This window comes from Lacinutrix sp. C3R15 (assembly GCF_018860825.1).
In the GTDB taxonomy this organism is placed as follows: Bacteria; Bacteroidota; Bacteroidia; order Flavobacteriales; family Flavobacteriaceae; genus Oceanihabitans.
The window spans coordinates 440485-454762 of record NZ_JAHKPZ010000015.1 but is presented as its reverse complement, the minus strand read 5'-3'; the positions used below and the strand labels follow the sequence as shown (position 1 = coordinate 454762).

At 30.4% G+C, this 14278-nt stretch carries 14 protein-coding genes; 3 read left to right on the top strand and 11 right to left on the bottom strand.

The window, feature by feature from the left end:
• Window positions 1-80 precede the first annotated feature (80 nt).
• Window positions 81-815, top strand: a complete 735-nt coding sequence (gene rlmB, locus KO494_RS07420) for a 23S rRNA (guanosine(2251)-2'-O)-methyltransferase RlmB (protein ID WP_215966959.1) — start codon at window positions 81-83, stop codon at window positions 813-815.
• A 10-nt stretch (window positions 816-825) separates the two neighbouring features.
• Here rlmB and KO494_RS07415 read toward each other — a convergent pair whose 3' ends face one another.
• Window positions 826-1596, bottom strand: a complete 771-nt coding sequence (locus KO494_RS07415) for a rhomboid family intramembrane serine protease (RefSeq protein ID WP_215966958.1) — start codon at window positions 1594-1596, stop codon at window positions 826-828.
• Between the two features lie 136 nt (window positions 1597-1732).
• Between KO494_RS07415 and KO494_RS07410 the strand changes: the two genes are divergently transcribed.
• Window positions 1733-3010 carry a replication-associated recombination protein A gene (locus KO494_RS07410; RefSeq protein ID WP_215966957.1) on the top strand — a complete coding sequence of 426 codons (1278 nt, stop codon included), beginning with the start codon at window positions 1733-1735 and terminating at the stop codon, window positions 3008-3010.
• Window positions 3011-3023: 13 nt separating this feature from the next.
• Here KO494_RS07410 and KO494_RS07405 read toward each other — a convergent pair whose 3' ends face one another.
• Genes KO494_RS07405 through radC form a run of 6 tightly spaced genes read right to left on the bottom strand, consistent with a single transcriptional unit; the run spans window position 3024 to window position 8602 of the window.
• Complete coding sequence (locus KO494_RS07405; RefSeq protein WP_215966956.1) at window positions 3024-3866, bottom strand: hypothetical protein; 843 nt, start codon at window positions 3864-3866, stop codon at window positions 3024-3026.
• A complete protein-coding gene (locus KO494_RS07400; protein ID WP_252730346.1) occupies window positions 3856-5259 on the bottom strand; it encodes a DUF5723 family protein in 1404 nt (467 codons plus the stop codon). The genes KO494_RS07405 and KO494_RS07400 overlap by 11 nt, the downstream gene beginning before the upstream one ends.
• 11 nt (window positions 5260-5270) lie before the next feature.
• Window positions 5271-5843, bottom strand: coding sequence for a hypothetical protein (locus tag KO494_RS07395; protein WP_215966954.1), 573 nt, complete (start codon window positions 5841-5843; stop codon window positions 5271-5273).
• Window positions 5844-5892: 49 nt separating this feature from the next.
• Complete coding sequence (locus tag KO494_RS07390; RefSeq protein ID WP_215966953.1) at window positions 5893-6579, bottom strand: YjjG family noncanonical pyrimidine nucleotidase; 687 nt, start codon at window positions 6577-6579, stop codon at window positions 5893-5895.
• Window positions 6572-7873: a polysaccharide deacetylase family protein gene (locus KO494_RS07385; protein WP_215966952.1), complete on the bottom strand. Its 1302-nt coding sequence runs from the start codon at window positions 7871-7873 to the stop codon at window positions 6572-6574. The genes KO494_RS07390 and KO494_RS07385 overlap by 8 nt, the downstream gene beginning before the upstream one ends.
• A gap of 30 nt (window positions 7874-7903) precedes the next feature.
• Window positions 7904-8602, bottom strand: coding sequence for a DNA repair protein RadC (gene radC, locus KO494_RS07380; RefSeq protein WP_215967032.1), 699 nt, complete (start codon window positions 8600-8602; stop codon window positions 7904-7906).
• A 63-nt stretch (window positions 8603-8665) separates the two neighbouring features.
• Here radC and KO494_RS07375 point away from each other — a divergent pair, with 63 nt between their 5' ends.
• Window positions 8666-9265 carry an FMN-binding negative transcriptional regulator gene (locus KO494_RS07375; protein ID WP_215966951.1) on the top strand — a complete coding sequence of 200 codons (600 nt, stop codon included), beginning with the start codon at window positions 8666-8668 and terminating at the stop codon, window positions 9263-9265.
• Here KO494_RS07375 and KO494_RS07370 read toward each other — a convergent pair.
• From KO494_RS07370 to KO494_RS07355, 4 genes are all read right to left on the bottom strand, one after another.
• On the bottom strand, window positions 9258-9908 hold the full coding sequence (locus tag KO494_RS07370; RefSeq protein ID WP_215966950.1) for a hypothetical protein: 651 nt from the start codon (window positions 9906-9908) through the stop codon (window positions 9258-9260). The genes KO494_RS07375 and KO494_RS07370 overlap by 8 nt on opposite strands.
• A 178-nt stretch (window positions 9909-10086) precedes the next feature.
• Window positions 10087-11442, bottom strand: a complete 1356-nt coding sequence (gene murC / locus KO494_RS07365) for a UDP-N-acetylmuramate--L-alanine ligase (RefSeq protein WP_215966949.1) — start codon at window positions 11440-11442, stop codon at window positions 10087-10089.
• Between the two features lie 80 nt (window positions 11443-11522).
• Window positions 11523-12914, bottom strand: a complete 1392-nt coding sequence (locus tag KO494_RS07360; protein ID WP_215966948.1) for a TolC family protein — start codon at window positions 12912-12914, stop codon at window positions 11523-11525.
• Window positions 12911-14266, bottom strand: a complete 1356-nt coding sequence (locus tag KO494_RS07355) for an HlyD family secretion protein (protein ID WP_215966947.1) — start codon at window positions 14264-14266, stop codon at window positions 12911-12913. The genes KO494_RS07360 and KO494_RS07355 overlap by 4 nt, the downstream gene beginning before the upstream one ends.
• Window positions 14267-14278 lie beyond the last annotated feature (12 nt).

Genomic DNA, 14278 nt, shown 5'->3' with positions numbered 1-14278 from the left:
TTTTTATGGTGTAAATAACCTAAAATATATCTTATAAAAAACCAACTAATACAAGTTGGTTTTTTTATACCTTTGCATGAATGGAAAATAGTACACAAATATTTGGTATCAGAGCAGTTATTGAAGCAATAAATGCAGATAAAGCAATTGATAAGGTTTTTATTCAAAAAGGTCTTAAAGGAGAACTATCTCATGAATTAGAGTCTTTAATTAGAAAAGAAGGTATTAATACTTCTTATGTTCCCGTAGAAAAACTAAATAAATTTACTAAAAACAACCATCAAGGAGTTGTTGCGCAAATTTCTCCTATCGCGTTTTATAATATAGAAGATCTAGTTGTAAATGTTTTAGAATCTGGTAAAACACCTTTATTTTTACTTTTAGACCAATTAAGTGATGTTAGAAACTTTGGTGCTATTATTAGAACCGCTGAATGTACTGGAGTTGATGGTATTATTATTCAGAAAAGTGGAAGTGCCCCAGTAAATGGAGATACTATAAAAACCAGTGCTGGTGCTGTATTTAAAATACCAATTTGCAAAGTAGACCATATAAAAGATGCTATGTTTTATTTACAAGCATCAGGTATAAAAGTAATTGCTGCTACAGAAAAAACAGAAAATACTATTTATGATGTATCTTTTAAGGAACCTTGTGCAATAATAATGGGAAGTGAAGGACGTGGTATTAACCCATCAGTATTAAAATTGGTAGATGCTAAGGCAAAATTACCTTTATTGGGTGAAATACAATCTTTAAATGTTTCTGTTGCTTGTGGTGCTTTTTTATATGAAGCCATAAGGCAACGTATGTAAGTAGCCTACTCTACTTTTTAGTTTGTTTATAAATATAATGAATTGTTGGGCTTTGCTCCTTTTTATTTACATCTTGAATTTCAGGTTTATCTTCTAAAATATTTTCTTGTTCTGTATCTGATTCAAGCAATTCTATAAAGTTACCGTTTTCATCAAAATGTTTTAAAAAAGGGTCCTCATCTTCATTGTAATCTTTTTGTTGCCAAACATATTTTTGGGGTTTTGCAATTTCTTTTCTAAAAATGAAAGCAAAGAGCAACCCTGTAATTAGACCAGACAAATGGCCTTCCCATGATATACCTTTTTCTATTGGCATAGTATACCAAACCATACTACCATAAAGAAAAATAATCAATAAAGAAAGTGCTATTAATCGGTAATGTTTAGCTAATATTCCTTTAAAAAAAGTAAAACTTACTAGTACATAAATAAGACCACTAGCACCAATATGGTACGATGGCCTACCAATACACCAAGTTAAAAAACCGGAAAGTAAAATACCATAAAAAAGAACTTTCCAAGCAATAGGTCTATAAAAATAAAAAAGAGCTGTTGATAGAACAAATAAGGGAATAGTATTAGAATACAAATGTTTTATACCAGAATGAATAAATGGGCTAAAAACCACACCTTGAAGTCCTGAGAGTCTTTTTGGATATATACCATGGCTGTTTAAATTTACATGAAAACGTACTTCAAACCAAAAAACAACCCACAACAATAATACAAATGCTATTGGATAGCCTAAAACTCCTGGAGTAAACTTAAATTGTTCTTGCATATTTTAAAGATAGCAAATAGTTATCCAATGTAATTCAGAATGTTAAATTGTCAGCAAGATCTATTTCACTAAAAGTATCGTTAAAATTATCCACAAGAAGATTACTGACAACTCAGGAATTTGTATTTTTACCATTATGAATGAACCATTAGCAGAACGTTTAAGACCTAAAACTTTAGATGACTATATTAGTCAATCACACTTAATTGGTGAAAATGGTTCTTTAACTAAACAGATAAAATTAGGCTTAATTCCGTCATTAATTCTTTGGGGACCACCAGGAATTGGTAAAACCACGCTTGCCAACATTATAGCAAATGAGTCTGGCAGACCTTTTTATACTTTAAGTGCAATAAATTCTGGTGTTAAAGATGTACGTGATGTAATTGAAAAGGCTAAACAAAGTGGAGGTTTATTTACAACCAAAAACCCTATTTTATTTATTGATGAAATTCATAGATTTAGTAAATCACAGCAAGATTCCTTATTACAAGCTGTAGAAAAAGGTTGGGTTACTTTAATTGGTGCTACCACAGAAAACCCTAGTTTTGAAGTTATTTCTGCACTTTTGTCTCGTTGCCAAATATATATTTTAAAGGCTTTTAATAAAACCGATTTAGAGAACCTTTTAAAACGTGCTATAGAAAAAGATGAATACTTATCTAAAAAACACATAATTCTTGAAGAAACAGACGCCTTATTAAAGCTGTCAGGTGGTGACGCAAGAAAATTATTAAATATTTTTGAATTACTAGTAAATGCTGAAGATGCAGATAAAATAGTTATTACTAATGCTAGCGTTTTAGAAAAAGTACAAAACAATACAGTACGTTATGACAAAACTGGCGAACAACACTATGATATAATTTCAGCTTTTATAAAATCTATACGTGGTAGTGACCCAAATGGTGCAGTGTATTGGTTAGCAAGAATGATTGAAGGTGGTGAAGATGTAAAGTTTATTGCTAGACGTTTATTAATTGCTGCTAGTGAAGATATTGGTAATGCAAACCCAACGGCTTTAGTAATTGCAAATAACACCTTTCAAGCAGTTTCTACAATTGGATACCCAGAATCAAGAATTATATTAAGTCAATGTGCTACCTATTTGGCTTGCTCTCCAAAAAGTAATGCAGCATACCAGGCAATTGGTAAGGCACAGCAATTAGTTAGAGAAACAGGAGATCTTTCTGTGCCTTTAGAAATTAGAAATGCACCTACCAAATTAATGCAAGAGTTAGGTTATGGTGACAACTATAAATATGCACATAATTATGAAAATAACTTTGCAAATCAAGAATTCTTACCTGATGAAATAAAAAACACCAAACTGTACGACCCAAGTAACAACACCAGAGAAAATGCTCATCGAGAGTTTTTAAAAAAACGTTGGAAAGATAAGTATGGTTATTAGTTTTTTATTTAAACTAAAATTTAATGTTATATGTTTTTGATTGTAGTTTTTGGTTTTCATAATACTCCATTACCCAACTAGCATTTAACATATAGATTATTGCTTCTTTATTTTCTACTATATACACATTAGGGATTCCTGTTTTTTTAATGGTATAAACCACCTGAAGCATATTGTCTTTTAATTGATAACCGTTAGCAATACTTACTGCTGTTAAAACATCTATAGTATTAGTATCTTTAACCTCAGCAATATTATCTTTTACTTTGGTTTCTTCTTTTAATGTACTATCTACTATAGCTATACTGTTTTGAGCTTCTTTTTCTTCTTTTAAAACTTTTATCTCTTCTTTTAATTTTTCAATTTCAATTTTATCTACTTTGTCTCCTTTTTTACTATATACTAATATCTCTGGATTTTCTTGATATTGATAATTAATCTTGTGGAAAGATCTAAAAGCTTCTCTTAATGCCAAAGTATAAGCAACTTGATAGAGCTTTTCTCTAGAAGACCCTATATCACTTGTAAAAACAATTTCATTTTTACAATTTTTTAATTGTATTTTTAGTTTAGAGTTAAAAATCCCAGATTCATTTAACACATTAGCTTTTAGAGATAAACAATTATTTAAAACTGCGTCTTCAGGAAATTTTTCATCTTCTGTTATGGTAGTAAAACCATGCTTTTCTAAAAGTAATTTTGTTAATGTATTTAATCTATATTGATCTGGTTCATTTAAAAAATCGAACTTGTTTGGTACAATTACATATTTGTAATCATTAATATTAATTTGAGCTTGTATTGTACTACATGTAAATACTGTTATAAAAAGGAAAAAGATAATTTTAGTTTTCATTGCTTTTAAATATATAGTTAAACCCTAATTGCAAAGATACACTTTGTGCTTTTGCTAGGTTTTTATATTTTAATAAATTATCTACTGCTATATAAAAATTTACATTTTTAATATTTGCCGATAATGCCATACCTACATTACTAAAAGAATAAGAATCTAATGTATAGCTGGTTTTTATACCTAGATTAGAAAGCAGTCTTCTATAATAAAATGCGGTTAATGCTGCTTGTGGTTTTCTTGGTCTCTGCATTAAAAACAAATGTGCTCCTACCCTGTTTTTATAGGCTTCTTGTACTGCTAAGCAATTACACTCTTTATTATTTTTTTTACCAAATGCATATTGTAAAACGGCATTAAACTTAATAGGTTTAGCCAAGGTGTATTTGGTATTAGTGGTATCTATTTTAAATAATTCTTCAAAGTCTGCTTCTACAGCATCCCAATATTCTTCTGCTGTTTGTCCTTCTCCTGATTTTGGAAACAAAGGATTTATTCCTTCAAATCTAAGATTTCCATCTAATTTAAAATTTTCAACATCTTTTTTATAATTAATAAAACCAACATCCTGAACACTCGCTTCTAAAACCCATTGTTCTGTAAAGTTATATGTAAAGCCAATATCTAAACCTAGCCCTAAATTACCGCCAAAAAAGGCGCGTTTCATTATTGTGTTTATATCGTTACTTAATTCTGAATTTTCATCGTCTAAAAGGCTTTTAAATCCTGTTGTTTGCACTTCTAAATCTAAATAAAATTGGTGGTTTAAAAAGTTATTTTCACCAACTGTAGTTTGAAAAGTTCCGCTATTTTTTGTAGCATTAACATTAAAAATGCTAGAATAAATTTTTCCTCTTAAACCGTAGCTTAGTTTTTTATTGACTTTTTTATTAAATCCTAGATGAAAAACAGCAAGCATCTCTCCACTAAGATTTAAATCACTTAAATCAAAAATTCTATTTATATTTTGATGGTTTCCTTCATAGGCTAAAGTGGCATAATCTTTAGGGAAATATATAAAAGCATTAGTTTCTTTATACATACCAAAAGAAATGTATTTATTTTTTTCAAAACCTTTTCCAAAAGCAAAACCTGCAGAAAACAAATCTAATTGTTGGTTAACAGCAAAATAATCGGTGTCTTTCATTGCGTAAATAGCCTCTTTTAATTTACTATTAAAATCACGACCATCGTCTACAAAAATATCATATATAGTAAGATTAGACATACCAATATTGGCGTGTATATGAGACAAAAATGGTATACCAATATACCCATCATTAGCTACTGGAGCTCCTGGGTTTATTAAAAGGGTTTGTGGTATATCATGAAAGCCATACAAAAGCTGCTTGTTTTGCGAAAAGCATACACAACAAGTAGTTATTAACAATAACATACTTAATTGTTTCATGTAGAGGAATCAATATTAAGATAAAATGTAGCTTTTGACCTAAATTGTAAGTTTCCAGGACTATCTTCGGTTAAAATAGAACCATCATTACTTGGCATTAATGTAAGTGTAATTACTAATTTTGTGGTTTGTTTAAAAGCTTGTAAAGATTGGTTTTCAAAAATTTCGAGGTGTTCTGCTAGAATTTCTTCTTGATTTAAGGAAGCTGCAACAGAAAAAGTAAAAGTATGCTGCAATACGTTTGCCTGATCCAGCAAATCTACTTGTGCTTGAAAGTTTCTGTTTATAGTATTTGTTGCTTCAAATAGAAATAGCACTTTTGCTACATTATCTACAATAAATGCATCTGTAAAAACATCTACATTAACAGAATCTCTAACTATTGTTTGTTCTTCACCTTCACCTACAAAAGTGCTTGCTGGTGTATCAAAATAAATTACACTAGCATCTAATGTTGGTGAAATTGTTAAACTTTCGCTTTGTGAAAAATCTATATCACTTACACAAGCTGTTATACATATTACACTAAAAAAAAGAAGTATCCGATATTTTAAAACACACTTAAACATAACATAAACTACTTATTATTAGCAGCTTACTAAATTTAAGGTATTTTATTTAAAAATACTTTTTTAATTCTATTAAAGTTTCAATTTTTTTAATTTTTGAGTCTAAAGGAAAGTTGTGATAATTAAAACATATAGCGTCTATACCAAAATCTAAAGCACCAAGTATATCTGCCTCATAATTATCACCAATCATGATACTTTGTGCTTTTGTTGTATTAGCTAAACCTAAAGCATGGTTAAAAATTTTAGGATTTGGTTTTTTAACACCTACCATTTCACTATTGGTTACTGTTTTAAAGTAATTATTGATGTTGGCTTTTTCTAACTTTTTATGTTGTACTTCTTGAAATCCGTTAGTAATAATATGCAAATTATAATTGGGTTTCAGGTATTCTAAAATATCAACAGTACCATCAAACAAATGATTAAAACTAGAGAGATGCTTAATATAATCTTCTGAAAGCTGATGAATTAATTCTTGTTTTGCTGTAAAATTTATAGCTTCAAAAGTATCAGAAAGTCTTTTGTAGCGTAAATTTACTTTATCTATTTTTTCCTCTCTAAAAAGCTTCCAATAATTAAGATTTATTGGTTCATAATGATGTAAAAATTCTTCCGTATTGATAGCAACATTATTTATTTCAAATATTTTTTGAAAGGTTAAGGCTGAGTTTTTATCAAAATCCCAAAGGGTATGATCTAAATCAAAAAAAATATCTGTTATGTTTTTATACATGGTTTGGAGATTCTATTATTATATTAAAAAGTTCTTTAAATCCATGCCATCTTTCTACATCACTAAATGTATAATTATGAAACACAGGAATAAAACAACCATTTACTTTTTTAATTTCATGTATTACCTGGTTTAACACCTTCTTTTTGTCTAAAAGCGAATTGGTTTTAAACAAGGCATAATCTAAAAGGTGGTATGAGTAAATTTTTAAAGGCGTTTGCACTTCGTAATCTAAATCATAAAAGAAAAAAGGAGTACAGGTTCCTGCTCTAAAACCTATATGGTTTACAAAACCCATGGTATAATCTTCTGGTACTTCTAATTCTACCAGATTTCTATAGGTATCTGGCAAATTTAATTTTGAAAACGAATTTCTAGAAGCTAATAAGGATGTGTTTATAACAGCTTCTAATTTTTCTTTTTCTTTTTTTAGTATTTTAAAATTAGAGATTGCAAAATAAGATGCTTTTAAACCTACAATACTATAGTCAGACACCTGTTTAATTAACGAAACAAACTGGGTTTTATTTATATTAATATTTTTATCATAGGTGGAATAATCACCAATTAAAAAGAAAAACACAAACTTAAATTTAGTTTGTTTTTGTTTGTTTAATATGTACTTAAAAGTATCATACGTATCTCTTTTAAACCCAAATAAAACCGAAAACCTAGTATACAACCTTTTAAATTTAAAGCTTACTAAATCATGTAATGTACCACCAAAACTACGCATAAGTCCCTTGTTTTTAAAAGTAAATGCTTCAGGAACGTCAATTACAGGAATTACTTGGTATTGTTTTGTGGCAAACTGAAAATCGGGATAGTTTTCTTGTAGTATTTTTTTAAATTTATATGCCCAAACATCTACAATAGGTTGTTGTAAAAAATGATGTTTATAGGCTAAACTTTCTTCTGCTGTAAAACGACCATAATCATCTTTTACATGAGGTAAATACTCTTCATACCTAGAAAGCAGATAAAAGGAAGCCGCAAAAACATCATAAGGTAAAACGCTTTTATCTCCTGCAGCAAAAAAACCTTTGGTGTCTTCCCAGTTTTGCACATTAATATCTACATCACTTAACCCTTGCTCAAATAGTAAATCATGACTACGAATAAAAATTTCATGGCTTAATGGTTGTTTAGTGTATGATATTTTTAAACTATCATGTCCAATAAACTCTTCTATAGTGGTAGTAAATGTTACAGGAAGCCCTAAAATTCTAGTACATATATGTTTAAAAACATATTTAACTCTAGGTGTAATTTTATGTGTATATACTAATAACATTCGTTATTTTAATTCCAATTTTTAATGCTTTTACAATAAGGATTCATCTGCAAAGCTAAAGTATGCTTTTTCGGTTATAATTAAGTGGTCTAGTACTTTTATATCTAAACTTTGTGCTGCTGTTTTAAGTTTTTGAGTAATTTGCTTATCTGCTTCGCTAGGCTTTAATGTTCCTGATGGGTGGTTATGTGCCAATATAATTCCTGTAGCACCAACCTCTAATGCGGTTTTTAGTGCTAAACGCACATCTACTAAAGTTCCTGTAATACCACCTTTACTCAATTGGTTTTTCTGTATTACTTTATTAGAGTTATTTAAGTACACAATCCAGAATTCTTCATGAGATAAATCACCAATAACCGGTTGCATAAGCTCAAAAACCGAAACACTAGAGGTTATTTTCTTTTTCTCTAGAGCTTCTCCTGCTCTACGCCTTCTTCCTAATTCTAATGCAGCAGTAATACTTATTGCTTTAGCTTCACCAATACCTTTAAATTGCATGAGTTGTTTTACAGACAGTTTGCCAAGTTCGCCTAAATTATTGTCTACACTAGCCAAAATACGTTTACATAAAGCCACAGCACTTTCTTCTCTATTACCAGAGCCTATTAAAATAGCAACCAATTCTGCATCACTTAAAGCAACCTTGCCTTTGTCGCGAAGTTTTTCGCGAGGCCTATCATCTTGGCTCCAATTTTTTATGGAAAAGGAAGGAGATTTTTCTTGCATCTTATAAATATAATTATTGTAAATTGATAAATCAAAAATCATACATTTAAATTCATTTTCCTTTTGAAGTATCCTCCTAAACATCATCAAGATAATAATAGAAATCATTTATTAGAAGTGATTAAAACCTATCCTCTTGCCACTGTAATTTCTGTAAAAGAAAATTCACCTTACATTACACACTTGCCATTAATATATAGAGAAACAGATGGAAAACTTATTGGTCATATTGATATTTACAATCCGCAAACCAAGTTCTTACAAGATAATAATGAGGTAACGGTTATTTTTTCTGGTCCACAATGCTATATTTCGCCAAGCATTTATACTACCACACAATTACCTACTTATAATTATGTAAAAGTGCACCTAAAAGGAAGTGTTAAAGCAATTGAAAATAAAGAAGCTTTAAAAGAATCTTTAATTAAAATGACCGAATTTTTAGAAGCTCCAGAACACAAATATATTCTAGAAGTAGACAACCCAAGAATGGAAGCTAATCTAGAATACATTAAACTATTTGAAATTACTATAGATTCTTGGGAGGGTAAATTTAAACTCTCACAAGACAAAAAAGCTATAGATACAGCTTATGCTAAAGCAGAATTAATACGTGCTAATCAAGAAAGTATCCAGGTATTTTTAGATACTATATTTAATTAACCATAGTATACGACTCTAATCGTCTTTCAAGAAAATGTTGAGCAGTAGAAACAAAAGTTCTTGTATTTAAAACCAAGCCTATACCATCTGCATAGTAATAATGAGTAATTCCTGGATACTGAATACCATCTTGACCCCTTGCATATAATTCCATATCTAAAGCATCAAATGTTCCTGCAGTAGTGGTAACATTATAGCTATTTTCTGCTAAACGAAGGTACTGAAAAAGAGAAGTATCAAACGAATCTATTAATCGTTCTTCATGATCTTCTCTAAGAAAAATAATGTCGTTTCTATCATCTACCAAATTCCCTAAATCTTCTCTAAAATACCTAAAAGACTCTCCATTTGCTGGATAATTGGGTGAGTTAATATCGTTACCTCTTGTAAAATATCTAAATTTAAAATAAGTTTCACCTTCTATTTCTTCAGTAGAAACAATAGATACAGATTCGGTAATAGTACTAGCTACAAAACTATTACTAGATGTATTATAATCATAATAGCGATACTCCCAAGAATTACCAACCGTTAAGGCGTAAAATCCAGCCTCTGGAGTTACCACACTATTATTAGTATCATCATCAGAATTACACGAAAAGAAAAGGGTAAAAAAGCATACAGAAAAAAGAATACGTTTCATATTTATTTGGTTTGATTAATAGTTAAAAAACGTAATTATGCTTTATAAAATACTGGTTTGATTGGTTTTAGCATAACGTATCTATCCTTATTTTATTTTGTAGAACTCTATAATTTTTAACTAAGATGCTGAATCTTCCGAAAAGAGCGACTTCTACAAGCTCAGGTATGACAATATCTTAATGGATTAACTCTTTAACCTCATCAAAATCTAAACCTCCATAATTACCAGAACTCATTAGCAATAAGGCTTTGTTATCAAAATTTTGTTTGAACAAAAAATCTTTAAACTCCTCAGGATTAGTACAAATAACTAAATCATCGCGTTGAAAAGCATTGGCGATTTGGTCATGCGACACTTCTTCAAGTTTTTTAATTTCTACGGCATGTGGTGAGTAAAAAACAACTGCAACATCTGCTGCATCTAAAGCTCCTTTGTATTCTTTTAAAAACTCTGCATTTAAACTACTATAAGTATGCAATTCTAAACAAGCAACCAATGTTCTGTTTTTATATTGTTCTTTAACTGCTTTGGTTGTAGCTTCTACTTTACTTGGCGAATGCGCAAAATCTTTATAAGCTACACTAGTGGCACTTTCTGCAATTTTTTCTAATCGTTTGCTAGCTCCTTTAAAGGTAGAAACTGCTTCATAAAAATCGTCCTCATCAATTCCCATGTGTTGGCAAATCCATTTTGCTCCTGCTAGATTATTAAGATTATGTTTACCAAAAATTTCAATTGGCATTAAACCTTCAGGTGTATCTAACAAGGTTTCACCATCTTCAACGGTATATTCTGGTGTGTGGTAAGCAATTTTACGAATAGGATTTTCTGATGCTTCTACTACGCGTTTTACCTCAGCATCTTCTTCGTTATAATTTATACTTCCGCCTTTAACAATGCTATCTACAAAAATGCTAAACTGCTCTACATAATTTTCATAGGTAGGAAACACATTAATATGGTCCCAAGCAATACCACTTAGTAAAGCAATATTGGGTTTATATAAGTGAAATTTTGGTCTTCTGTCTATTGGCGAACTTAAATACTCATCACCTTCTAAAACAATAAAGTCATTGTCTTCTGTTAATTTTACCATAACATCAAAACCTTCTAATTGTGCACCAACCATATAATCTACATCTCGATCATGATAATGCATAACGTGTAAAATCATAGATGTAATGGTTGTTTTACCATGACTTCCGCCAATAACAACTCTGGTTTTGTGTTTAGACTGCTCGTACAAAAACTCAGGATAACTGTAAATTTTTAAGCCTAACTCTTGGGCTTTTAACAATTCTGGATTGTCTGCTTTAGCATGCATACCCAAAACAATAGCATCTACATCTGCTGTTATTTTTTCTGGAAACCAACCAAAAGACTCTGGCAAAAGGTTTTTAGCTGCTAATCTAGATTTAGAAGGCTCGAAAATGGTATCATCACTTCCTGTTACTTGATATCCTTTGTTGTGTAATGCTAGGGCTAAATTGTGCATTGCAGAACCACCAATAGCTATAAAATGTACGTTCATATTTTATTTTTGAAGATGCTTCAAAGATAGTTTTTTGACCTGAATTTCACTAATTTTCAAGAATCTGTTACTGTAAATTATTAAATACCAACAGCTAAATTATTAAATAACTTGGCTTTAGTTTCAAAATAACTGTTTTCTAATAGAATTGCTTTTAATCTCGCCTCCATAAGTTTTCGTTCTCTAGAGTTTACTAGAAACAAAGAGCTTTCACCTAAAGTAAATTTACGTTCTTCGGCACTAACCATTTGTTCATAATCTTGTATCATTTTAGCTGTTAAGTCGTTTTGAATAACATACGATTGCAACTCGTTTTTTATAGCATCTACCTTATTTTTAATACTAAGTTTAGACAAACTAATATCTAAAGTTGTGTTTTGTAGTTTTAGTTTTGCTAGTTTTAAGTCTCCTCGTTCTTTTCTTAAAAACAAGGGAAAAAGTATAGATACACCACTTTTATAATTTGCAGTATTAAAACTATTAGTTGCTTCTGGTGTTTGTGATAAAAAATTATATTGCAAGTCTATTTTAGGCAATAGCATATTTGCTTTTAAGCGCTTTTCTATTTTTAAACTTTCGTATTTATAGCTTAAAGACTGTAGTTTTGGATGCGCTTCTATATCAAAATTAAAAATTTCTAATGTTGTAATATGTAAGCTTTCATCTATACTTTCTTCGCTATATACATTAGGAATCATATTTTCTTGCAACTCAACTGGTATATTATTTTCTAGCCACAAGTAATTAGACAATTCTAAAGTTGCTTTCATGAATTTTACTTTTGCTTTTTCATGTAACAACGCCCTTTCGTTTACAACAATTCTTGCTTCTACTGCATCTATTGCTGCACTTTCACCTACTTCTACATTTTGCTGAACACCATTAAACCTAACCTGTGCATTGGTTAAAAACTCCTGGTAAAGGTTCACTTCGTTAAATGCTTTTAACCAATTAAAATAAACTAAAGAGGCTTGATAAAGAATGTTATTTACAATAATATCGCGATCTGCTTTTGCTTGTTGCTTAAAAAGCTTTGCTTGTTTTAAAGAAGCCATACGCTTATTAATAAGAAGACCTTGTGCTACAGAAAACGAAATTCCTGCACTATACAAACCATCTTGAGGAAGTGTGGATTCTTGATTTAAATATACACCATCTGCTTCTTCAAAGTTTGCCTTAAGCTCTACACCATACCAAGTAGGTATTTTAAAAGAGGTGTTTAATTTATCATAATACGCTGTACCTTTAAATTTCTTTCTATTATAATCTAGTGCTAACTTAGGATCAAAAGCTCCTCTTGCTTTTAATAGTTTTGCTTCACTTTCACTAATTACCAATTGTGCTTGTTTAGCAATAGGATGATACTTTTTTACAAAAGCCAAATACTCATCAAATCGCAACACTGAAAGGTCTTCTTGCGCAAAAATCACACTTGAAAAACAAAGAAAAAATAGAGTTAATAGCTTTTTCATTCTTTTGCTTTTTTATCTGTTGTGTTTGTTTCTGGCTGATAATAATTAGGAGGAAAACCATTTAGCTTTCTCCATAATTCAAACCAAATTGGCACATCTTCTAACAAGGCCATTGTTTTGGCTCCAGAACCAACTCGAATAGCTTCTGGCCAACTAGCATCTTTGGTATCTGGAGCTAGTAACACTCTATATTTTCCGTTAGAGCTTATAAAATTTTCTATGGCAACTACTTTTGCTCCATACGTACCATAAGACACGTTAGGCCAACCACTAAAAACAATTGCAGGCCAACCGTCAAACTCTACACGTACTTTTTCACCTACATGCAACAAGGGTAAATCTAAGGGTTTTACGAAAGTTTCTACAGCTAAATCATATTGAGAAGGCATGATATTTACTAGACTTTCTCCTTCTTTAAAGGTTTCACCTAAACCTCCTCGAATAGCTTTGTTTATAAAGCCGTTTTGAGGAGCAGTTACATAACGAAGTTTGTTTCGCATTTCGTAATTAGAATAACTAGTTTCTAATTTACTCACTTGTGCTTCGGTTTCAAACTGACTAGATTGTGCGGTAAACTTATCACTCTGTGCTTTAGATACTTTATCGTTAAACGAAGCATTAACACTAGCTATTTCTACTTGTGCATTAATAACATTGTTTTTACTTGCTAATAATTTATTTTCTTGCGAAATAAGTTTTGCTTGGGTTTCTTGAAGTTTCAACCTTTTTTCTTCTACATCTTTTAATGCTTTTAAGCCTTCTTCCTGAAGTGTAACTGTTCTATCAAATTGTTTTTGCGCTATTTTTAAATTGGTATGTGCTGCTTCCAGCTCAATACTATCACTTTTCACTTTTAAGTGGGATTGCATCAATTTATTTTTGGCTTGTTCCATCTTTAAGGTTCTTGCTGCATTTAATGCTGCAATTTGCCTATCTAGAGCTTTTACTTTTTCAGAATAAGAGGTTACAGATGCGGTTTTAGAGTTTATTTGATTTCCTGTTCTTGTTACTAGATTAGGGTCAAAATAATCACTTTTCACTTCAGAAATTTCAAGAATAGTATCTCCTTTTTTTACTTGATCTCCTTCTTGCACAAACCATTTTTCTATTTTTCCAGGAATTGGAGATTGTATAGTTTGTGGTCTTTGATCTAGTCTTAAAGTAGTTACTTTGCCTTGACCACTTATATTTTGGGTCCAAGGAAAAAATAACACTATAAAACAAAAAATGGCAAAGCCTAAAAGAAACCTATTAAAATACTTATAGTATTTTTTATTAAAGGTTTTTCGTCCCGATTTATAGCTATTAAAATCGAACTCTTTATGTAATGTGTTGTTAGATATATTTAGCATAACCTTGGTAAA

Coding starts and splice junctions, on each gene's coding strand:
- rlmB (WP_215966959.1), top strand. CDS start 81: ATGGAAAATAGTACACAAATATTTGGTATCAGAGCAGTTATTGAAGCA.
- KO494_RS07415 (WP_215966958.1), bottom strand. CDS start 1,596: ATGCAAGAACAATTTAAGTTTACTCCAGGAGTTTTAGGCTATCCAATA.
- KO494_RS07410 (WP_215966957.1), top strand. CDS start 1,733: ATGAATGAACCATTAGCAGAACGTTTAAGACCTAAAACTTTAGATGAC.
- KO494_RS07405 (WP_215966956.1), bottom strand. CDS start 3,866: ATGAAAACTAAAATTATCTTTTTCCTTTTTATAACAGTATTTACATGT.
- KO494_RS07400 (WP_252730346.1), bottom strand. CDS start 5,259: ATGTTATTGTTAATAACTACTTGTTGTGTATGCTTTTCGCAAAACAAG.
- KO494_RS07395 (WP_215966954.1), bottom strand. CDS start 5,843: ATGTTTAAGTGTGTTTTAAAATATCGGATACTTCTTTTTTTTAGTGTA.
- KO494_RS07390 (WP_215966953.1), bottom strand. CDS start 6,579: ATGTATAAAAACATAACAGATATTTTTTTTGATTTAGATCATACCCTT.
- KO494_RS07385 (WP_215966952.1), bottom strand. CDS start 7,873: ATGTTATTAGTATATACACATAAAATTACACCTAGAGTTAAATATGTT.
- radC (WP_215967032.1), bottom strand. CDS start 8,602: ATGCAAGAAAAATCTCCTTCCTTTTCCATAAAAAATTGGAGCCAAGAT.
- KO494_RS07370 (WP_215966950.1), bottom strand. CDS start 9,908: ATGAAACGTATTCTTTTTTCTGTATGCTTTTTTACCCTTTTCTTTTCG.
- murC (WP_215966949.1), bottom strand. CDS start 11,442: ATGAACGTACATTTTATAGCTATTGGTGGTTCTGCAATGCACAATTTA.
- KO494_RS07360 (WP_215966948.1), bottom strand. CDS start 12,914: ATGAAAAAGCTATTAACTCTATTTTTTCTTTGTTTTTCAAGTGTGATT.
- KO494_RS07355 (WP_215966947.1), bottom strand. CDS start 14,266: ATGCTAAATATATCTAACAACACATTACATAAAGAGTTCGATTTTAAT.